Here is a 21,707-nt window from a genome sequence, read left to right as displayed (position 1 = left end):
ATACTGATGCAAATAGCTTACTAAGTAGGCAGAAGTAAGTCTCGGCAATCTGTTCGTAGGTCTAATTTTACCAAGCTTCCACTCTAGCACTTGTTCAAAATTCGTTACTTTTGTTACATCAAATACTGCAGTTAATTTGTAACCGAGATTTTCAGAGGTAGTAAGACCTCACTAATTTTTTAGAAATCTTGGTGTTTTGGCGTTTTTAATTTGTAGTAATATCACACTTCTCAACAACGAAACAGAGATCTATAGAGATTAACTCAGGTTTTTTCGAGCATTTAATAGGTGAGATGCAGAGATTTTCTGTAACGACAAATACAAATTTTCAAATTAGTTTTGTAAATGAAAGTTGGTCATGTACCAAAAGGTACAGACAAACTCCAAGCTTTCTTGAAGCACAACTGGAAATATAAAAAATAGGTAATTATGAACCCTACACAACTCTTAACACAGTCAAGAGTTCTCTTTGTACTCGCCATAACCTTAATGTCTACAGCAGGAATTTCTACTGCCGCCTTGGCTGGAGATGCTAAAGTCTACGTAGGTAGCATGTGCGATCCTGCACAGGGTACTGATGTTTCTAACGTCAACAGAAACGGTGGGATTTTCAACAACTCCAATAACCCAGTGCTCGTGCGCTGTCCTATCGTCCGAGATATTACTGGCAGCAGCGACAACAGTTTTAATGGTCCTTTTGCTACGATTCAATTGCAACGCTTCGGTACCCCTCCGAGTGCCACGACTCAGTGCCAGATGCGCACCTACCAGGCGAACGGAAATGTTTTCTCTGAGAGAATATCCTGCGTTACTACTAGTGCTGGAGATTTTACGATCAACATAGCTGCCGTGCCCCAATCCCCTGGAGGAGCTTACGAAATCTCTTGTTCTCTACCACCGCTTACTGGACTTGAGCGATACATCGTAACTGAGTGAGGAGTGAGTAGGAGTAGTAGGGGGATATAGAATATATATTCTTTGAATTTTCTCACCCCCTTCTATTTTTACCTATGCTATTTGCAGGTGGGACGAGTGAGTATTATGTACAGAGATTTTGTATTAGTGTAGCTGTGTTTCTTTGAGATTTAGATTAAATAAATTCTAGAGATTTTCTGTTAAGAAAAATATAAATTATTTTGCTTTAGTGTATTAAGTGAAATGAGCAAAGTTACGAAAGCTTGTTTCAAGTCTTATTACATTGATAAACTTACAGTATCCATTATGATAGAACTCGCTTATCGAAGTATAAATTACAACAAAGCCTCTCAAAAATTCTGAGGAAGAAGAAAAGGAAAAACGTTTATTCATGGTACTAGTGAAGCGGAATTGACTTAACTGTGTAAGTCCAGTGTCTATTAAATTTTGGTTTTCTATTCAATCATCTTGTTTTTTATATCTAAAAAAATTATCTGTTACAGCTGTTGCACTTGAAAGTCTGGTTACTACTGTTATAGGTGAAACTGTTTATAAATATACGACTATAACCACAGCGTGGACAAGAAATAATATTTTCTAGCATGGTTACTATTTAGAGATATCTACTCTATATCCTTAACTATTTAAATCTACTTAGATATTGTGATTATCTTTGTAGTCGTTTTGTTGTCAGTTGATATCCATACTTTAGAAAACTCACAGCTAAAACTCAGGGAGTTCTCAGATGAGCTGAGTATAATTTGAGTTGCTAAGGTTGAAATACTCTAGCATTTTCTAACACTGTCTAGAGAGACTAGTACAGCGTTGGTACTCTAACACAAACCAGAAAAGAAACTAATAAAGGAGAACCATTTCTATGAACTCGATTTTGAAAAACTCTGCTCTTGTGACCATTTTCTACCTAGCTATGGCAACCACTGTACAAGCTGCACAACTAGATAGCAACGTCGTCGCTAATGTCAAAACTGTCAAGTCTCAGAACCTTATTGCACAAATGCATCCACGTAGTCGCTTTGATGCCACTAGAACAAGACCATTCATTGATGAGATGATTTTGCTACATATGCAGATGGTTGATGCAGCTCAAAGAGCAATGCAATCTTCAGACACTGAAATTAAGAAGATGGCAGAGGAAACGATGAAATCTAGTAACGCTCGAATTAACAGCTTGATGGAGATGCGGAGAAGGTTTTTAGAAAATCCAGATAAGGGTTAATTTTGTAGTTTTTGTTGAGGCAATAGCTATGTAGTAGTAGTGTTGCAAATGTGTGGAAGCCTATTCCTAAATAGATAAACTCAACTCGATTGGCAAACAAGCCCAGTACGATATTGTGCATCTGAATGGCTGTGGAAAAACAGATTGCTAATCGTTATATTCGACACTGATTTTGTGCTAACAAAGAATTTGCTCACTGGTTCTGTTGGCTTTTCTCAAATCTCTGAGGTTGCATTGGTCTAGACCCCTCAGAAATTCTTCAGTCTTGGCTTAGAGAATATACCTATCGAGTTGGCAATACAGTCATTGACAAATTGCTTCAAAGTTGCAACAAATACAAGAATGAGACTCCTTGCTTGTAAATTAAGTTGGCAGGCAATAGCACGATCGCAGTATGTATTATCAAATCAACTTCACAATAATTGCAAATTCTTAGTATTTCTGTAAGCGCGATCGCTCATCAACCATTCTAACTGAGAAGCTTGTAAGTACCGCCTTGCTTTAGAGCACGTTGGTATGCTGGACGTGCATGAATACGATCTAGAAAGCTAATCAACTTTGGATGAGTTGCGTCTAAGCCTGCTCGTGCGGCTGCCACTTCGATAGGAAAGCTCATCTGAATATCAGCTGCAGTAAATTCCTCACCCGCAAACCACAAGCTTTTTCCAAGTTCTGCTTCTAGATAATTAAGATGTTGCGTAATTTGAGGTTCAATAAAAGAACTTTTAGTTCGACTCGCAATTAGTCGTGCGATCGGACGGATAAAAAAAGGCAGTGGCTGCTGTTCAATGCGATCAAACACTAACTTTAATAATAGTGGCGGCATTGCAGAGCCTTCAGCATAATGTAACCAATAGGTATACTGTAATCTTTCTGGTGTGCATGGTGGAGGTGCAAACTGTTCCTTACCATATTGCTTAATTAGGTACTCGATAATAGCCCCAGATTCTGCCAGCGTTAGCGCGTCATCGGTAATAATTGGAGACTTACCCAAAGGATGCACTTCGCGCAGTGACTCTGGCGCAAGCATTGTTTTTGGGTCGCGTTCGTAGCACTTGATTTCATAATTTAGTCCGAGTTCCTCTAGCAACCACAGTATACGTTGCGAGCGGGAGTTGTTGAGGTGGTGAATGACAAGCATAAGGTTATTTTTCAGTTATCTATTCTGCACAACATAACGAAAAATTGATAAGTCTTACATCATCAAACGGTATTAGAATGCAGATTCAGACTAGTTTTTTTTATTTATTGGCTCATGTTGTTTTTTAGTGCTGCTACACGATTTGTAGCTGTTATAAAAACTTTCTACAGGTAATTTTGTCAACATCATTTTGTTGTTTTAAACGATGTTAGTAAGCTTTCAGCTTTCAGTGGAGGTGTAAAGAGAATAGAGGCATTGGCTCAAAATATATGCTGATCGTCGCATTGTTCACAACTCAAGTTATACACTTGTTATAAAGGAGTTATGATAGAAGCATTAAAAGAAATACGTTCAGAATCAAACCAATATTCATTGGCAAACGGATTCTTACTATACTAGCTAAAGACCGAACATATTTATCTTTAATGGTTGCGATGACAGCATAATAGTAATTCTCGACAAGTCTTTCTTCTGTAAACAGTTTTTCACTTCCAATGGTACTACTTCCACAACGCCTACTTCAATTTACTAATTGGTTTTCACCAAAGCAAAACGTTATCTTATTCGACACACCAACTGCGGCTAATGAAATTGCTTTTATGTTGGGCGGCGAGTGGGATGGATGCAACGGTATCGTCATGAATAAATGTGATGAGGTTGCTGTCAATACTGCTGCTAGCTTAATTCAAGCACAATGGTGCTATTCTGGGGCAGAAGTAACTTATCTCACTCGATTGACTGCTAACGAGTTGCTACGACGCTATCAAGCCGGTGAAAAAAACTTTACTAATGCGAACTTAAGGGGTGTAACCATCACTTCTAACAAATTGGTTGCAATCAATCTAAGTTGGGCAAAGTTGAGTGGTTCTAATCTTTGGGAAACCAACCTGAGCTATGCTGATTTAACTGCAGCAGATTTCACAAATACTGATTTAAGTTTGACAAACTTGAGTAAAACAACTTTGTCAATGTGCAACTTAACAAGAGCAAACCTATCGCAAGCAAATCTCAAAGAGTCTAATTTATATCGTGCTTGCCTGAAAGATGCTGACCTCACACAAGCAGATCTTACAGGCGCAAATTTAACCTTAGCAGATCTTACAGGTGCAAACTTGAGTCAAGCTAAGCTAACTTTTGCAAATTTGGAAGGTGCTAAGGTTGTTGAAACTGAACTAGCAAAAGCTGAATTGTTGTGATGAGTTAGTTGTAAAGTCAACTAGTGAACACCAGCAAGTACTTTTCCTGTAGCAAAGTCTATACCTAGGACAGCACACGGAAAATTAGAACCAAGTTGCTGAACGATTAAATGATTTGCTGAGTTGCAACCTAAAAACAGCAAAGATGCATTTTCTGACTCTACAACTGCTTTGAGTTCTGAAGCAACGTTACCAAACCGCAGATGAGCAACAAGAGAACCCCGCCATTCTGCTGCAAGGCTCTTGGCTTGCCATAAAATTAAGTCAGCTTGTTCAAACAAATCTGGTGATGTGATGCGTGGCTGTAATAGCAGCATTTCTGAATGTTGCGTCGCATTCGACCGAGAACCTCTGTTGGCTACGTGAGCTAATTCTCGCGAAATACTCTCACTATATAACCTGCTTAGATCAAAAGTAGGAGAAATTGGGCAATGGCGATGCTGAGTGTGTTCTTCTAGAACATAGACTACGTGAACAGTAACTTGCTTTTGAGTTGCTAGGCGAGTTTGATGAGCAATCCACAAGGTTAGATCCAGTGCTGTTTGACTGTTTGGAGAACTGTTATAACCCACAACCAAGTCAACCGACTTAGTGGTTTCCTGAATTTGCGATGCAGCTGGTGCTAGCAGCATCATTCTTTCTATGACATTCGTTTCTGTTGCGCTTTGTAGGCGCGCTAACATTGGCTTGATGTTCATTCGCTAGATACCTTATGTCGAAAGCAGGTACAAAAAAAACGAGCAGTACGAGCCTCAGACACTGAACGAGATACAAGTCATTGTAGAAATGCTTACTCTTCAGTCTCCTCTCGATGCCTACGAAGTTAGCTGACGGGCTAGGACTGAGAGATGTCCTTCTGCTTTAATCTTTGGTTTTATCAAAATGATTAAAGCTCAATTTTAGATACGCCCCAGATTTTGGTTCCTCCGTTCTAGCCTTCTCTTAGTTAATTTAAAATACAACTTTAAGAAGATTCTAGATTAGGCTGACTTACTCAAATTCATTAAATTCTACCATTGATTGTTGCACCAAGCAACGTCTTGATTTTGTTTTCTAAATTAAGAAAAACTTATGTATTCAAAGGCTTTTTTAATTAATATTATTTATTCTTTAATTATCAAATCTAATTTGAAGAATCGATAAATCATCCTCAAAGCTGTCTTGAGAATTTATCTGGCTTAACTGAGATAAAATGTTATCTAAATCACAATTACCTGCGGCATGATCGGCACTGAGTAAATCAATAAAATGATCGAGCTGCCAAATTGAACCGTCAGCCAAATGCAGCTCATATACTCCATCGCTAAAAATATAAAGCGTACTCGACTCAGGGATCTGAAAAAACTTATCTTTGTAGTTGGTATCAGGAAACATACCAATAGGAATACTTGGAGTATCGAGTTTCGTTATTTGCAACGCAGGTGTTTCTGAGAATAAAACAGCAGGTGGATGTCCAGCATTAGCATAAATAAGTTGACGATTCACTCGGTTGTAAACTCCATACCAAATTGTAAAGTATTTGGAGTTTTGAGTAGTCATTTGAAAAGTATTGTTTAAGGCTCTTAGTACATCAGTTGGTTGATAGTAATTAATGCCATCGAGAGCGCGAGAACGTAACATATTGAGTACTGAAATGGAGGGAAGTGTAGCTCCGAGTCCGTGTCCAGCAGTATCAAGTAGATAAATAGCTAAATAGTCAGGATCTAGCCAGTAGTAATCGAAACAATCTCCACCTAGTCTTCGGGAAGGAATAAATCGAGAACTAATAGTCAGTGGTTCTGTGAGTTGTGGGGGAAGTAGCGATCGCACATAATCTGCGGCTTCACCTAATTCTGCTTCTAGCAATTGCTTTTGTTTTTGTAAATCCCGACTCATTTGGTGCAAGCGTAATCCAGCGCGTACCCGCGCGGTAAGTTCATTTTGGTCAATTGGCTTGGTAATAAAATCATCTGCACCAGCATTAAGTGCTTGAACGCAATCAGCTACAGAATCTAAATCTGTCAGAAAAATAAAAAATACTAGCGATATCGGTTCAGCTTTAATTTGGCGACAAACATCTAGCCCACAGCTGTGCTGAATCATCCAATCGCAAATAACTAACCCAGGATACAACTGGCGTGCTAATGCAACTCCATCTTCACCATTATTAGTGACAACAACTTGATGACCTTGATTTTCTAGTGCCCTTGAGAGCACGATCTGTACTGTCGGGTCATCATCGATTACTAAGATTAGAGACATGGGAAAAAGGATTGAGCCACAACACAATAGTGCGTTTTAGTTGATTTAAATCGCGATAGATTTCCTGCTTAAACCACTGTCCCATCGCATCAAATGGTGTAAAGTTTGTTCCAGTTTGCCACCTCACATCTTGACCTAAAGGTGTTGTATGACTTCCTGGCAATGTTTGTAAAGTAACCATATTAGGAAAGCGCTGTTGTAACAGCTGATTTAAAGCATTCGATTGGTCAATCGTGTCATTAGTAAACTGAATCAGCAAATTGCGACGAACACGATAGCGATCGCGAACTAAGTTAGTCGTCTCCATAGGAGAAGGTGTAAATTCTACCGCAAAGGTAGGTGTAAATTGTTGTACTAAGGGAATTGCATCGCGTGCAGCATAGTTGTTAAAAGACATAAAAATATTCCCTGCACGTTCTACATCGAATAAACTACCAATGAGTAAATGTAGCTTACACCCCATGCTGTGTCCTACGCCATAGGTAGGGAGGTAACGCCGACGTAGCAGCGCGCGATCGTGTAATTCTGCGATCGCGTTCTCAAAGTTGGTCAAAACAGTCTCGGCGATCGCGACGTGATCTAAAGTATTAACAAACGGAGTAGCAATGATGGCATATTCTTGCCCTAGTTGTTCTAACAACCAACGGTACGTTAATTGTGGTGCTGTCGCAACAAAAGCTCCTCCGAGAAAATGTATGATTCCCACAGGATGGCGGGGAACTAAAACCCAGTTACCAGCGATTTCCTTCCATTCCATGCAATCAATTATGCTCAATTAGTTATTTCGTCTCAAATCACAGGCAAGTTTAAAATAGCCTGCCTCAACTAATGAACCTCCTCATCTATTGTGACAATTTACATTGAGATATGAGCTATATCTTTTGACTTACACTTGCTCAAATTCAGCTACCGACACACTGCTCATAACCATTCGCTAAGCTCAACTCACTTTCGCTCTGGGTGAGCTTCTGTAGGTGAAGGGGTACCCATCTGATTAATAGTTGCAATCATTTGGTAGAGACGTCCTAAATCCCGCTGATTAAAATACAAGACAAGGCGCGGTAGTTCAGCTGTTTCGTCTTGAGCTTCTTGAGGTAAAGCTTGGCTTTTTTCAATTTTTCCCTTAACGAGGATATCGTGAAAGTTATCATTGAGTAGATCGACATCTGCATTAGTAATGTCTGTCTTCAACCGAATCACAAGTTTGTCACCCACGTAGCGGCTAGAGTGATAAACCTGATAAAAACGAGTAATCGCATTGCAGGCTACTTCAAGGTTATCAGTAATTGTGTAAAGGCTATCGTCTTCTGGGCTAATTAATCCTTGTTGCCGTAGATGACGATCAATATATTCACTCCAAGCCCGCCAGTAATCTCCTCCAGGACGATCTATCAAAACAACTGGTACAGGACCAAACTTACCTGTTTGACTGAGTGTCATGCACTCAAAAGCTTCGTCTTGCGTACCAAACCCACCAGGAAACAAAGCGATCGCATCACTTTCACGCAAGAGAAACAGTTTACGCGTGAAGAAATATTTGAAATGAATCAGTTTAGGATCGCCTTCGATAATGGGGTTTGCCTCTTGCTCAAATGGTAATTGAATATTTAACCCAAACGAATTTTCCTGTCCAGCACCTTCATTGCCTGCCTGCATAATTCCCCCACCGCCTCCGGTCATTACCATAAAGCCAAGCTGAGTGACACATCGCGCAAAGTCAGATGCCATGCGGTATTCTGGAGTTTCTGGAGATGTACGTGCTGAGCCAAAAATGGTGACTTTGCGTACGTGTCGATACGGATAAAAGACCTTGAAGCCTTGTTCCATATCAGCTAATGATGCTGACAAGATCTTCCAATCTAGGCGCTCGATATCACTATTTGCCAGATTGACTATGGTAGCAAGTGCATATTGAATGAGTTGCCGATGTTTCAAGTTCGGCAGTTTTTCAATTAAATCAGTTAGGTCTGATTGGAGAGAATCTAATGATGGAAAATGAGAAGATGAGGTCATGAGTGCTTCCGCACAAGTGGCACTCTATTTTATCGATATTTTAGGGGTAGTTTGTCAAGCTACAGATTAATATTTTTTTAATACTGCTTGATAACAAACAGCATTTTGTGCTTTTTACTATTTGAATTAAAGACTGAAGGATCAATAGATACTCCATTGAGCAACTGAATACTTGTAATCAAGTACGACTTGCGATCGCTTCTCTATAGATATTAAGTTCGCTCAAATAATGCTCAACATTGCTTTTCAGCATGGTATTTGAGCGAAGTGTTCTTCAATTTGCTCAAACTGTTTAACTCTGACGAGATACAGCTACAGAGCAAAATTAGATTCAGTACAACTTACAAATACTTTTCCAAGGTATTAGACAAAGTACTTTTAGGAACGGCACCAACAACCATATCAACTCGTTGCCCGCCTTTAAAAATCATTAATGTTGGAATACTACGAATACCGTACTGACTTGCAACGTTGGGGTTCTCGTCTGTGTTAAGTTTTACAACTTTCACCTGACCATCATATTGCTGCGCAATTTCGTCCACAACAGGAGCTACCATCCGGCATGGGCCACACCAAGGTGCCCAGAAGTCCACTAGAACAGGAACTTCACTCTCGAGTACTTCTTCTTTAAACGTTGAGTCTGTAACTTGTGCGGCTACTGACATGCCTAGAAATCCTTACGCTATATCTCTTACTTTGCTGAAATTCTACCATAGTCGAAAGCCGCGTTCTGTTCTATCAACCGTCTATATTTAGACAGATCTTAAGTTCTTATACCCATAGGAGTAGACCATGGAGGAGAGGAGTTGTGAGTGTTGAGTTATTAAGAGTCTTTTAATTCAAAACTCAAAACTGATCGCTAATCATAAATGCCTCCGGCACCTTTGTTCGCTTTCCAAAACTCGCGCATTCAAAACTCTTTCACTAATCACTAGCCACTATCTTCTAGATCCTCGCTCCTAGTTTCTACCAATAAGGAACCGCCCGAACAATAGTCCGGGCGGAGTGTGGTGTGAGGAGTGAACGGAAACATGCGTCTCCGCTTTTTCTATTGTAGGCGACACCTTAAATATTTTCCGAATTTCCTCAAGGATTCCTTAAAATTTTGTCAGGAAAACTACCTAAGTATAATTACTTACCCATACCTAATTGCTGTGCTTTTTGATAAACCTTACCTTCAGTTAGCAAAGAAGGAGCAATGACAACTTCTACCTGCTGCATTTCTTTGAGATCTTTAGCTCCCAGCGTGCCCATACTGGTTTTCAAAGCTCCCAAGAAGTTATGAGTACCATCATCAAGTTGTGCTGGTCCGCGGAGAATTTGTTCTAACGAACCAGTTGTACCAACGCGAATGCGAGTGCCACGAGGTAATACAGGGCTAGGTGTTGCCATACCCCAATGAAAGCCGCGTCCTGGAGCTTCTGCAGAGCGAGCAAAAGGAGAACCAATCATGACACCATCAGCACCACAGGCAATACACTTACAAATATCTCCACCAGTAATCAAACCGCCATCAGCAATAACTGGAACATAATTACCAGTTTCTTGATAATAGTCATCGCGGGCAGCAGCACAGTCAGCGATCGCAGTTGCTTGGGGTATCCCTACACCAAGTACGCCCCGTGAGGTACAAGCAGCACCAGGTCCAATACCAACCAAAACTCCGGCAGCACCAGCTTTCATGAGATTTAGAGTAACTTCATAAGTTACACAATTTCCCAATACGACTGGCATAGGCATTTTACGGCAAAATTCAGCTAAATCTAAATTAGCCATTGATTCAGGTGATAAATGAGCCGTAGAAACTACTGTTGCTTGAACAAAAAATAAATCAGCTCCAGCTTTAGCAACAGTTTCACCATACTTACTAGCACCTGCTGGAGTCGCACTAACAGCAGCAATACCCCCTTGTTGTTTGATTTCTTGAATGCGTTGCTTAATGAGTTCCGGTTTAACAGGCTCAGCATAGAGTTCTTGCATCAATGGGACAAATTCATGCGCACCCACTGCAGCGATTTTGTCTAAAATAGGATTTGGATCAGCATAACGAGTTTGGATGCCCTCCAAATTCAACACACCCAACGCGCCCAATTCTGATAAAAGCACTGCCATACGGACATCAACAACTCCATCCATAGCGCTGGCAATAATCGGAATCTCGCGCTTAATACTGCCGATTTGCCAATGCGTATCTGCTAAACTTGGGTCTAGCGTGCGCTGTCCAGGAACGAGCGCAATTTCATCAATTCCGTAGGCTCGGCGAGCCATTTTCCCACGCCCAATCTGAATATCCACGCCTGTTACTTCTTAACTTCCACTACTGTTTTTGTTAGCGTACCAAATTGCAGAGCTAATCGGGGTAGAGTTCAGGCATTCTCATTGCTTAGGATTTTGATGGTTTAAAAAGTTCTCATTTACTCAGATGAAATTATGGTTCATAAGATTACTTATTTGGTTCAAATAGCTAGTTTATAATGAAAAAAACTCAGATAGCTAAAAGCTTAAAGTATTTATCGTAGCTATTGCCTATGGCTTTGTGCAAAAAATTTCTGAAAAACCTTTAAAACCAAACTAAAAGCTCCAAAGACAATAAATACGTCAAGAAAAAACACTAACCAAAGAATCTGCGTCGGATTCTCCCAGACAGATCGAAGACCAGTTTGCCAAGGAAATGGTGGATAATAGTTTTGATTTTGGACGATAAATGGCAGAGGTAAGCCTAACTTGACTTCGGATAAATTAGCTTGACTGTAGACCGTCACAGGAATGTAGGCAGAAGCAAGAACAGTAACAACACTAAGTAGTAATACTGCAAGTGTAGCAGAGCGCTTCACAATTTTTTTCGCTATCGTACTAAATAGTAGGACAATCTATTTTGCTCCTAGATACACCAAATCATCATGACTGCAAAAGAATTTTTACGAATTCGCTACAATAGAAATAGCTATAGCTAAATCATAGCAAGCTATTCACAATACTTATAGCACCTGCATTTTGACGGTTAAGCTTTGATTCAATCAGAGACTCTAGAACTACTCGAATGGTCGCGCCTGTGTCAACACTTGTCCACCTTTGCGGCAACGAAATTAGGGGCAACAGCAGCGCGTAATTTACAAATTCCCCTATCTCAAGAACACAGTGAAGAACTGCTAGCGCAAACTAAGGAAGCATATCAGCTAGAAAATAGCCTCACCGGAGGTTTATCTTTTGAAGGTATTCAAGATATTGGTGATGCTTTAGAGCGCGTTCAACGTCAAGGAATTTTAACCGGAGAAGAACTTTTAGCGATCGCAACAACTCTTGCGGGAACTCGCCAACTCCGCCGAACTATTGATAATCAACCAGATGTACCTGTTCTCAGTGCATTAGTCGCTGATATCCGCACTTATCCGGAAATTGAGCAAGAAATTCATCGTTGTATAGATGAACGCGGACAAGTCAGCGATCGCGCCAGTACAAAGCTTGCTGATATTCGTCATTCACTACGGCAAATTCGCAGTCAAATTACCCAAAAACTGCAAAATATATTGCAACGGCAAGCCAACGCCGTCCAAGAACTCCTGATTACTAAACGTGGCGATCGCTTTGTGATTCCGGTAAAAGCACCACAAAAAGACGCTGTTCCTGGAATTGTGCATGATACTTCGACAAGTGGCGCGACACTTTACATTGAACCAAATTCTGTCGTTCCTTTAGGAAATCAACTCCGGCAATTAATTGTCAAAGAGCAAGCCGAAGAAACAGCCATTCGTCGGGCTTTATCCGAGCAAATCGCTGCTGTCACCTCTGATTTAGAGCATTTACTCAGTGTTGCCACAATTATTGACCTTGCTTGCGCTCGGGCACGCTACAGCTATTGGTTAAAAGCAAATCCGCCAAGGTTTATTGAACGTGGTACAGGTGAAATAATTACTTTACGGCAACTCCATCATCCCTTACTTGTGTGGCAGTTTGCTCACGAACAAGGTGCAGCCGTGATTCCGGTCGATTTAGTCATCAAGCCTCAAATTCGGGTAGTCACAATTACAGGACCAAATACTGGGGGCAAAACTGTCACGCTGAAAACTCTCGGTTTAGCAGCTTTGATGGCAAAAGTAGGACTATTTGTACCTGCACGCGAACCTGTAGAAATTCCCTGGTTCGATCAAGTCTTAGCTGATATTGGCGACGAACAATCACTTCAACAGAGTTTATCGACCTTCTCTGGTCATATTCGCCGTATTAGTCGAATTATCAATGCGTTATCAAATAACGATCAGAACTTATCACCATCAGATCCTCGCCCCTCCCTAGTTTTACTCGACGAAGTCGGTGCAGGAACTGATCCGGTAGAAGGTAGTGCCTTGGCGATCGCCCTTTTGCAATACTTAGCAGATCATGCCCAACTGAGTATTGCCACAACACATTTTGGCGAACTGAAAGCATTGAAATACCAAGATGAACGTTTTGAGAATGCTTCGGTTGAATTTGATGAGGAAACCCTCTCGCCAACCTATCGCCTGTTGTGGGGAATTCCTGGACGTTCTAATGCTTTAACAATTGCCCGCCGTTTGGGATTAAATGCAGAAGTCGTGGAGCAAGCTAAAACTAAACTTGGCGGTGCAACCGAAGACGTAAACCAAGTCATTGCTGGGTTAGAAGCACAACGGCGGCTGCAAGAAACCAAAGCAACCGAGGCAGAAAAGTTACTACAACAAGTGCAACGACTATACACTGAAGTATCACAAAAAGCCTCACAATTACAAGAGCGGGAAGCTCAACTACGACAGCAACAAGAGCAATCAATTCAACAAGCACTCGTTCAAGCTAAAGGTGAAATTGCACAAGTTATTCGTCGCCTCCAGCAAGGTACGACAACAGCCCAAGATGCACAACAAGCAACAGATGCTCTTTCTCAAATTGCCCAGAAGCATCTTCCACCACCACCCAAACCCAAACCAGGATTTAAACCACAAGTAGGCGATCGCGTCCGCATACCGCGTCTAGGGCAGACTGCTGAAGTATTAAGTGCACCTGACGAAGATGGCGACTTAAGTGTTCGCTTCGGGTTAATGAAAATGAGCGTTAAGCTCGCAGATATTGAATCGTTAGATGGACAAAAAGCTGAAGTAGTTACTACTAAGAAGCAAGTCAAAGAAGCACAACGTAGCAGTACTAAGCAAGACTCACCTGTGACACCATCATCCTCACTGACAATTCGCACATCACAAAACACAATTGATTTGCGAGGAAACCGAGTTGCAGATGCAGAAATGATCTTAGAACGAGCGATCGCACCTGCTCAAGGACCAGTTTGGATCATTCACGGGCATGGCACTGGCAAACTCAGACAAGGAGTTCACGCATTCTTGCAGCAGCATCCCCGCATTAGTCATTTTGAGCCAGCAGCCCCAGAAGATGGAGGCACAGGTGTTACAGTGGCTTACGTTGAATAAACGAGTGAAAAGTGGCGCTTTGGCTAGTGCGCGAGTTTTGGAGCGACTGCATTAACTTTACTAGCTAGACAAACATTGATCAAACTCTTACTTTGTTTGAGTAGCGCCGACTTCAGTCAAAGGGCATCTGTGATTTATATAAGACTATGTACAACGAACTGCGATCGCCTACTAGTCTACGCAAGCAGTTAGGATAAAACAGCTATTATGCTTAGCTTGGTGACGTCAGATCATGCCGCTTGAACCCGATTCTCCTCCACCCAATCCTACTTCAGGTGTTGAGTCACAGCCAGAGGTGTTGTCCAATCGCACTCAAAACACTGAACTTGCTCCGAAAGGATCGCTATCGCAACAGGCTTTAGCTGCCCTCGCTTCGATGCAATCACCGCAGCACCAAGCTACTATAGACCGTCTGACGAAAGCACAACAGGGAAATCACATTCCCGACTTGCAGGCAACTGGAATGACTCTGATTGCGATCGCCATCATTATTTTTGGCTTAGCGTTGGGTAATGAGTTACTGGCTTGGTTTGGAGTTGTGCTGACACTTCTCCTATCAATCGCAATGCTACTCCCGTGGTTGAAAGCTGTCATCCAAGAATTGTTTTCTGCCCAAGAGCGATCGCTCTTTGTAGCTATAGTAGGGGTTGTTGTTGCTTTGATCGGTATTGTAGAACTTACAGGTATCAATCGCCGCCTGCTATTTTGGGGTAGTCAGCTTAACTGGGAAGCTTTCGGTACGCTTGCTGAGTGGATTGGTGCTTTAGGGCAAATCTTAATTGCCGTGCTTGCAGTTTTTGTTGCTTGGCGACAGTACGTTATTTCTAAAGACCTAACAATTCAACAAAATTTGCTGACAGTGCAGCAAAACTTAATTACGCAGCAGCAAACAATTGATAGCTACTTTCAAGGAATTTCTGAGCTTGTGTTGGATGACGAAGGATTGCTAGAAGATTGGCCTCAAGAACGAGCATTAGCTGAAGGACGGACAGCAGCAATTTTGGGTAGTGTTGATCGCGGTGGTAAGGCTAAAATTTTGCGGTTTCTATCCAGTTCTAGATTACTAACACCGCTCAAGCGCGACTCTCGCCTGGGAAGAGCGATTTTAAATGGCGATGGTGGTTATGCAGAAGACCGTGTTTTTGGAGTGCGCGTCATCGACTTAGGAGTTATGCTGGCAGGCGCGGATCTATCGGGTACTGATTTACGTTGGACAGACTTGAGCGAAGCAAATCTAATTCGCGTCAACCTTAGTAGCTGTGACTTAGTACGAGCCAATTTCGCCCGCACGATTTTAGCAGAAGCCAAGTTCGTTAGTGCAGATTTAAAGGGAACGCTCTTATTCTATGGCTCAGTCGAAACTGCTAGTCCTCGCAGCCGTACTGAACCACCAAACTATAGAACAGGAGAATATACTGGCGCTGTGATTGAAAACGCTGACTTCACAAACGTGCAGCGGATGTCTGAATCAACACGTTACTATTGCTGTGCTTGGGGTGGTGAAAAAACAAGAGCAACTATTCCTGGGGGTTGTAACGGAATTCCTAATAAGTTAGAGAAATAGTTCTTGTTTTAATACTTTTATTAATGGTATTCTTTAGTAAGACTAGACTTTATAATTGAACATAAAAACTTATAAAAAAAATGTATAGATTTCCATTATAAGATAAATTATATCAGAAAAATGTAGTGATTTTTGTGAGAAACTTTCAATATTCAACGCGCAAGAATGTAGATTGCCTAAGTATTCATTAGTCGTTCCTATTTTCAATGAAGAAAAAACGATTCCGGCGCTGTATCAACGCCTGTGTATTGTGATGGAACGGCTAGATGGAGAAGTAGAATTAATTTTAGTGAATGACGGTAGTCGCGATCGCTCATTACAACTGCTGCGCGAACTACACAATAAAGACTCCCGCGTTTGTTACCTGAGTCTCGCGCGTAACTTTGGTCATCAAATTGCTGTTACAGCAGGCTTAAACTTTGTGCGGGGTCAAGTTGCGATCGTACTAGATGGAGATTTACAAGATCCGCCAGAACTGATTCCTGATCTGATTGAAAAGTGGCGACAAGGATATCAAGTCGTTTATGCCCAGCGCACGCAACGCCGTCAAGAGAGTTGGTTTAAGCGGTTTACAGCTTATTTCTTTTATCGTCTCCTGAAGCGCTTAGCCGATGTAGATATTCCCACAGATACAGGTGATTTTTGTTTGATGGATCGCCAGGTAGTGGATGTACTCAACGCAATGCCAGAACGAAATCGCTACATTCGCGGACTGCGATCGTGGGTAGGTTTTCCTCAAACTGCAATTCGCTTTGAACGCGATCCACGTTTTGCAGGAGAAGTTAAATATACCTTTGCTAAATCTTTAGCATTAGCTGTCAACGGCTTAGTATCTTTTTCTAAAGTACCACTGCGATTGTCTACTTATGTAGGATTACTGGCTGCGATCGTTGCAATTTTGATGGCGCTTTTGGTACTCTATTGGCGAATTTTTGTGCCGAGTTCGCGTTTAGAAGGCTTTGCCATTATTCTAGTTGCAATCTTTTTTATCGGTGCTGTCCAACTTGTCAGTATCGGAATTTTAGGCGAGTACGTCGGACGTATTTATGAAGAAGTTAAAGGAAGACCACTCTACACTTTGGCAGAAGTCGGCGGATTAAACAACAAAGAAATCGCAACTTCCTACAATCACGTCCAACCCCAATCACGCACGACTAAAATTTCAAACTTGGCATCAGAGGAAAGAAGAACATCTAAAGATTTATAGTGACTTTGGCACCAAGATCTAAAACTCTGCATAGCTTTTAGGAAAACATCATTAGGAACGTACCAGCAAGAAGCATGAGGTTTTGTTTGATAAATATCGAGTAACTCACCGACAGTTTGCGCAATTTGCCACTGTGCAGCAATTACATATTCAATTTTGGCACCTTGTTGTAGCAGTAGTTGTGTTACTTCCTGTTGTGAAGCATTGTAAGTTTCTGGCTGAAATCCTGGTTGATTTTGGAGTATCTCCAACCACTGATTTTCAAATTCTGTTTGATGTTCAGTTCTTTTACTTTGACAATGGAGATAAACGCCATTTGGCTTGAGCACTCAGCGAATTTCACTTAGGGCTTGTTGCCAATTAGGAATGAGATGTAATATATGCCGTGTCAGCACGACATCAAAGAAATCATTTTCAAAAGGAAGCAAAGCAACATCCGTTTGAATCAATGCGAGATTATCTGGAATACCCTGCAACTTGTGGCGAATTTCCTCCATCATTTCTTTAGAGGTATCAACGCCTGTATAGGAATATCCTCTTTTAATAATTGGTATGGCATTCAAACCTGTACCAATCCCTGGTTCCAAAAATTTTGTCTCTGGTGTTGCGTTGACTATGCGCAGAATATAATCTATGACTTGTTCAGATATCAACGGCGGTAATGCTCTAGTAACGTCATAAATCTGAGCTATCTGGTTGTAGTAATTGCTCAAAGCTTTATTCCTGAGGCCAATTGCCTAAATATCTTTCATTATATTTACTGGCGTAAAGTCAGATATAGCATTGAGAATACCCACTTTATTTTGCTGCGGATTTAGAGTATATTATTTAATAATCGGAGTATAATCTCTTTTTTTAGTTTTGGTTATATTCCTATTATTAAGTATTTATATTATAGGCAATAATTTGGTAGAAGAAACAACCCTAACTCAATTTTTCTGCTATCAAGCTAGGGTATTTTATATTTCAAGCTTTAGTTGTAGGCATAACGACTTTCTTCGCTAAACCGGTAGCTTGTAAGAGTTTAATTGCCCACCAAGTCATATCAATTTCCCACCAACGCTGTCCTGCTTTTGCCACATTGGGGTAAGCATGATGATTATTGTGCCAGCCTTCGCCATATGTTAAAATTGCTGCCCACCAAAGATTTCGGGAATTGTCACTGACTTGAAAGTTCCGATAGCCGCGCAAGTGAGTTGCAGAATTAATTAACCAAGTTGTGTGCCAAAGCAATACTGATCTAACAAAAATACCGTAGATAACAAAAGACCATCCTCCCAAAACGTACAATAAAATGCCTAGAGGGATTTGTAGAAGCAAAAAATTATGATTTAGCCAACGATAGTAAGCGTCACGGGCTAAATCGGGAGCAAATCTTTTATAATTTTCGTGGTCAAAAAACTCTGGACGCGGGTAGAAGATCCATAGCATATGACTCCACCAAAAACCGCGCTGTGAAGAGTACGGATCTTTGTCTCTGTCTTCGGTATGTGCGTGATGCAGTCGATGACTTGCTACCCAAAAAATTGGTCCTCCTTGAATCGCTAACGCGCCTAAAGTTGCGATCGCATACTCCACCCACTTAGGAGATACCTGCAAGCTGCGGTGACTTAAAAGCCTGTGGTAGCCTAAACAAATACCAATACTGCCAAACAACCAGTGGAGGAATAACGTCACTCCCAATGCAGACCAAGAAAAATTCCAAAATGCGGCGATCGCTACCGCATGAACTGTACCAAAAAATGCTACGTTGACCCAACTAAGAGCAAGCGGCTGCTTACCCTCAGCGTTGACAGCTGATGTCGTCATGAGTGTTACCTTTAGATTTCTGTTAGTCCAGTGCAGACAACACTGGTTATCGTTTGTAACGAGAGATCGCTCGTTACTCTAGGAGATGCAAGTGTTACTTACATTGCTACCTTAGCAACAATGCTGTAAAAATGCAAGTGTTACTTGCACAGTTATAACTAATGCAGTACTCCCGCTGATTGAAACTAGCCTGTATGCCCACTCAAAATACTTCGACTCGACAACGATTGATCAACGCAGCGATTGAGCTATTTGCGACTCAGGGAGTTATCGACACGACAACAAAAGCCGTTGCTGAGTTAGCCCAAGTTAATGAGGTGACGCTATTTCGCCATTTTGGCAATAAGCATGGTTTACTGCTTGCGGTTATTTCGGAGTCAGCCGTGTTTCAAGAGTTGGGTGAAACTTTGCGCCAGCAAGCAAATCAAACTCATAGTGTTTCAGAAGCGATTAAATGGTATGCAGGCGATCGCCTAGCAGCGATCGCGCAATTTCCTGAATTGGTGCTGTCTATTTTAGGAGAAGCACGGCAATACCCAGCAGAAAATCGCCGGATTATTGGAAAATATATCGATCAAATCAGTCACGATGTTGCCAAATATCTAGCAACCGTGATGCAACGAGAACAGTTACGCAGTCAATTACCCGTTGAAAAACTTGCAAGTTTACTTAATTATATTTTGTTAGGCTACGCGATTATTGAATTAGCGACTGAAGTTAACGAATCGAGTGACCGAGAAGAGTTTTTGAATGATTTGGTCAAACTATTTTTAGGGGAAAATATAGTTTCTCAAACTTCAATAGAGGCAACTTTAACAGAAAACGTAGCAGATCTGCCAGCAAATTTAGTTCATACAATTCTCCAAAAAGCTAAAAAATCAGGCTTACGCGATTATGCGCTTGTTTATGTTTTATTCGCAGCGGGTTTGTCTCCCGTAGATATTCCTCGTTTAGAGCGAAGTCATCAAATTAGCAACCCTCATCAACACTTATTACAAATTACACAAGATGCAGTCAGACAAGTACCAGTTAATCAGTGGATTATGGGCAAGCGCTACGGTTCCTATACTCGTAATCCTTTAACACAATGGCTCAAAAGCCGTAAAGACGATCGCTCTGCCTTGTTTCTTAATGACAGCGAAATGCCGATATCAGAGCAAGAAATCAAAGAGCGTTGGCGAGTCTTAACTGAAGAATTATTAACACCAGAAGCAAAAATTCCAGCAATTGAGCAAGCGCAGCAAACTTGGTGTGTTGAGATGTTAGTGAAGGGAATCAGTATTGAGGATTTGAGTATTTTAACAGGGTGGAGTTTAACTAATTTACAACCTTATGTATATAGAGCAAAAGAGAAATTAGCCTTAGAGCAAGCCCTGCGTCTCGATCAAAAATCTCAGTAAATCTGGAACAGAAAGTTGTAATTTTTCGTTCTAAACTTAAGAAAATTTAGAGGAAATCAAGCTCTAAATGAGAAATTTTCAAGAAATTGTTCTGAATTTCAGTATGACAATCGCGATAAGAATTTTCCCTCTTACTCAAAGCAGAGTGTTACTAGCATGACAATCACATCTGATGGAATCTATGAATTATCTATCTTTTCAACTCCCCGCGGTTAGTAGTTTTTATCAAATCGGTATAACTTAATCCTGAAAGCAGTAACTACAATAAATTTGCTGACTTTGGTTTAACATTCCCTTTATTTTCAACCTCCTCTACTCAGAAACCTCCAAATAAACACTATTTCTATCGAAACTTGTCGAGGCGCGAAGGTTATCGATAGACTACACGTTGTCTTTCTTCAATCAGTATCTAAAAAATCAAGATGAACTTTTACTCAAAGGTGCTTCCCTTGATTATCCAAAAGTCAAGCTTGAATGTCGCAATCAAGCGTCTAACGACTTAATTCACTTGCCATCAAATTAGTTTGATCGCGCCAATGACTTTAAAAATATAGTTTCTCCTGTTTGTGCCGATCGCCTTGCTGCATCTGCAACTTTCAAGGTGTATAAACTCGCCGTTGGCGTGACGTACAGATCAGTACCGGTGAGCAAGTGATTTAATACCATCTCAGTATCTTTTGCAAATAAACCACGGCGCGAACCAACTTCAATTGGTATTGTTTCTTCACGGCAAACTAACTTACCAGCATCACCATCAAAAACTAATCCGCCCTTCTCACCGTGAACTTCAAACTTGCGTTCATCTTGCCACAAAGTTTCACCTTTACCATAGGTAACATCGGCAATGACACCGCTACTAAACTTGAGTTGAGCAGTACACAAACAGGATTGATAGAAATTGCCCTCACCCCAATACCTATTTTGACAACTTACTGAGGCGACTTTTCCAAATAAATCAGTGAGACGGTGTAGGCGTGAAAGTGCTGCCATCAGGGGAAAGCCAAACAATTCTTTGTGGTATGTCCATTTTTGTGGTGCGGGGCGTTGGGGAGTCACTGTAGCGTAGCGGGCGTAAAACACATTCCCAACAGCTGGTAAGTTTTGTTTGAGTGCTTGATGTAAACCGCCGAGTAATTCGATATGCTCGACGTGAAGCATTTTGTTTTGTTTTTGGGCAAGGGTAAGGATATTCTCTGCTTCTGTAACATCGAGTGCAAGGGGATATTCTACAACTACGTGTTTGTTTTGTAATGCTGCTGTTGCGATCGCCCCATGCTCTTTATTTATATTTGATATCACAACTAAATCAATATCAGAGCGAGATACTAGTTCCTGCCAAGACATTATCGCTTCTGCTTGATAGGTTTGGGCAAATTCCTGAGTTTTTTCTAGTGTATGACCAACAATTGCGACAACTTGCGATCGCTCATCTTGGTGAAATGTTTGTGCCCTCAACTTTGCCGCATACCCAGTCCCCACAATACCCACCCTTACTAAATGCTGCTGATAATTGCCAAAATTCCCCATATTGATTTTTACCTCTCACTCT

Annotated in this window: 19 protein-coding genes and 1 riboswitch; of the genes, 7 read left to right on the top strand and 12 right to left on the bottom strand. The window is 41.1% G+C overall.

Going from position 1 to position 21,707, the window contains the following annotated elements:
- Positions 1–429 precede the first annotated feature (429 nt).
- Both IQ230_RS11075 and IQ230_RS11070 read left to right on the top strand, forming a co-directional pair.
- Positions 430–936, top strand: coding sequence for a hypothetical protein (locus IQ230_RS11075; protein WP_193932056.1), 507 nt, complete (start codon positions 430–432; stop codon positions 934–936).
- A 907-nt stretch (positions 937–1,843) separates the two neighbouring features.
- Positions 1,844–2,152 (top strand): hypothetical protein, encoded by a 309-nt coding sequence (locus IQ230_RS11070; RefSeq protein WP_193932055.1) that lies wholly within the window; start codon positions 1,844–1,846, stop codon positions 2,150–2,152.
- Positions 2,153–2,621: 469 nt separating this feature from the next.
- Here the strand turns inward: IQ230_RS11070 and IQ230_RS11065 are convergent, their stop codons facing one another.
- Entirely contained in the window at positions 2,622–3,293 is a 672-nt protein-coding gene (locus IQ230_RS11065) for a glutathione S-transferase (RefSeq protein WP_193932054.1), read from the bottom strand.
- 494 nt (positions 3,294–3,787) lie between these two features.
- On the opposite strand from IQ230_RS11065, the gene IQ230_RS11060 reads away from it, so the two are divergent.
- Positions 3,788–4,489, top strand: coding sequence for a pentapeptide repeat-containing protein (locus IQ230_RS11060; protein WP_193932053.1), 702 nt, complete (start codon positions 3,788–3,790; stop codon positions 4,487–4,489).
- A 20-nt stretch (positions 4,490–4,509) separates the two neighbouring features.
- Here the strand turns inward: IQ230_RS11060 and IQ230_RS11055 are convergent, their stop codons facing one another.
- The 7 genes from IQ230_RS11055 to IQ230_RS11025 form a co-directional block, all read right to left on the bottom strand.
- Positions 4,510–5,172, bottom strand: a complete 663-nt coding sequence (locus IQ230_RS11055; RefSeq protein ID WP_228054766.1) for a universal stress protein — start codon at positions 5,170–5,172, stop codon at positions 4,510–4,512.
- 114 nt (positions 5,173–5,286) lie between these two features.
- Positions 5,287–5,447: riboswitch (cyclic di-AMP (ydaO/yuaA leader) on the bottom strand.
- A 152-nt stretch (positions 5,448–5,599) separates the two neighbouring features.
- A complete protein-coding gene (locus IQ230_RS11050; RefSeq protein ID WP_193932051.1) occupies positions 5,600–6,730 on the bottom strand; it encodes a SpoIIE family protein phosphatase in 1,131 nt (376 codons plus the stop codon).
- Positions 6,705–7,487, bottom strand: coding sequence for a DUF1350 family protein (locus tag IQ230_RS11045; protein ID WP_193932050.1), 783 nt, complete (start codon positions 7,485–7,487; stop codon positions 6,705–6,707). Before IQ230_RS11045 ends, IQ230_RS11050 begins: the two co-directional genes overlap by 26 nt.
- A 188-nt stretch (positions 7,488–7,675) precedes the next feature.
- Positions 7,676–8,743 (bottom strand): LOG family protein, encoded by a 1,068-nt coding sequence (locus IQ230_RS11040; protein WP_193932049.1) that lies wholly within the window; start codon positions 8,741–8,743, stop codon positions 7,676–7,678.
- A 341-nt stretch (positions 8,744–9,084) separates the two neighbouring features.
- Positions 9,085–9,408: a thioredoxin gene (gene trxA / locus IQ230_RS11035; protein WP_099699397.1), complete on the bottom strand. Its 324-nt coding sequence runs from the start codon at positions 9,406–9,408 to the stop codon at positions 9,085–9,087.
- Between the two features lie 466 nt (positions 9,409–9,874).
- The gene (locus IQ230_RS11030) at positions 9,875–11,038 is read right to left on the bottom strand and encodes a GuaB3 family IMP dehydrogenase-related protein (protein ID WP_193932048.1); all 1,164 of its coding nucleotides are present in this window, start codon (positions 11,036–11,038) and stop codon (positions 9,875–9,877) included.
- Between the two features lie 224 nt (positions 11,039–11,262).
- Positions 11,263–11,577, bottom strand: a complete 315-nt coding sequence (locus tag IQ230_RS11025; RefSeq protein WP_193932047.1) for a hypothetical protein — start codon at positions 11,575–11,577, stop codon at positions 11,263–11,265.
- A 174-nt stretch (positions 11,578–11,751) separates the two neighbouring features.
- Here IQ230_RS11025 and IQ230_RS11020 point away from each other — a divergent pair, with 174 nt between their 5' ends.
- The 3 genes from IQ230_RS11020 to IQ230_RS11010 all read left to right on the top strand — a co-directional run bounded on the left by IQ230_RS11020 (position 11,752) and on the right by IQ230_RS11010 (position 16,949).
- Positions 11,752–14,178, top strand: a complete 2,427-nt coding sequence (locus IQ230_RS11020; RefSeq protein ID WP_193932046.1) for an endonuclease MutS2 — start codon at positions 11,752–11,754, stop codon at positions 14,176–14,178.
- A 232-nt stretch (positions 14,179–14,410) separates the two neighbouring features.
- Positions 14,411–15,742 carry a pentapeptide repeat-containing protein gene (locus IQ230_RS11015; protein WP_193932045.1) on the top strand — a complete coding sequence of 444 codons (1,332 nt, stop codon included), beginning with the start codon at positions 14,411–14,413 and terminating at the stop codon, positions 15,740–15,742.
- 172 nt (positions 15,743–15,914) lie between these two features.
- Positions 15,915–16,949 carry a glycosyltransferase family 2 protein gene (locus tag IQ230_RS11010; protein WP_193932044.1) on the top strand — a complete coding sequence of 345 codons (1,035 nt, stop codon included), beginning with the start codon at positions 15,915–15,917 and terminating at the stop codon, positions 16,947–16,949.
- On the opposite strand, the gene IQ230_RS11005 is transcribed toward IQ230_RS11010, so the two are convergent.
- The 3 genes from IQ230_RS11005 to IQ230_RS10995 all read right to left on the bottom strand — a co-directional run bounded on the left by IQ230_RS11005 (position 16,871) and on the right by IQ230_RS10995 (position 18,758).
- Positions 16,871–17,278, bottom strand: coding sequence for a hypothetical protein (locus IQ230_RS11005; protein WP_193932043.1), 408 nt, complete (start codon positions 17,276–17,278; stop codon positions 16,871–16,873). The two genes, IQ230_RS11010 and IQ230_RS11005, sit on opposite strands and share 79 nt — an antisense overlap.
- Positions 17,279–17,662, bottom strand: a complete 384-nt coding sequence (locus tag IQ230_RS11000) for a class I SAM-dependent methyltransferase (protein ID WP_193932042.1) — start codon at positions 17,660–17,662, stop codon at positions 17,279–17,281.
- 253 nt (positions 17,663–17,915) lie between these two features.
- Positions 17,916–18,758: an acyl-CoA desaturase gene (locus tag IQ230_RS10995; protein WP_193932041.1), complete on the bottom strand. Its 843-nt coding sequence runs from the start codon at positions 18,756–18,758 to the stop codon at positions 17,916–17,918.
- Positions 18,759–18,952: 194 nt separating this feature from the next.
- On the opposite strand from IQ230_RS10995, the gene IQ230_RS10990 reads away from it, so the two are divergent.
- Entirely contained in the window at positions 18,953–20,158 is a 1,206-nt protein-coding gene (locus IQ230_RS10990) for a TetR/AcrR family transcriptional regulator (protein ID WP_193932040.1), read from the top strand.
- A gap of 519 nt (positions 20,159–20,677) precedes the next feature.
- Here the strand turns inward: IQ230_RS10990 and IQ230_RS10985 are convergent.
- Entirely contained in the window at positions 20,678–21,685 is a 1,008-nt protein-coding gene (locus IQ230_RS10985; protein ID WP_193932039.1) for a Gfo/Idh/MocA family protein, read from the bottom strand.
- Positions 21,686–21,707: the final 22 nt, after the last annotated feature.

This window comes from Gloeocapsopsis crepidinum LEGE 06123, assembly GCF_015207655.1.
Taxonomy (GTDB): domain Bacteria; phylum Cyanobacteriota; class Cyanobacteriia; order Cyanobacteriales; family Chroococcidiopsidaceae; genus Gloeocapsopsis; species Gloeocapsopsis crepidinum.
The sequence above is the reverse complement of the archived record's forward strand: the minus strand, read 5'-3'. Positions and strand labels throughout refer to the sequence as shown.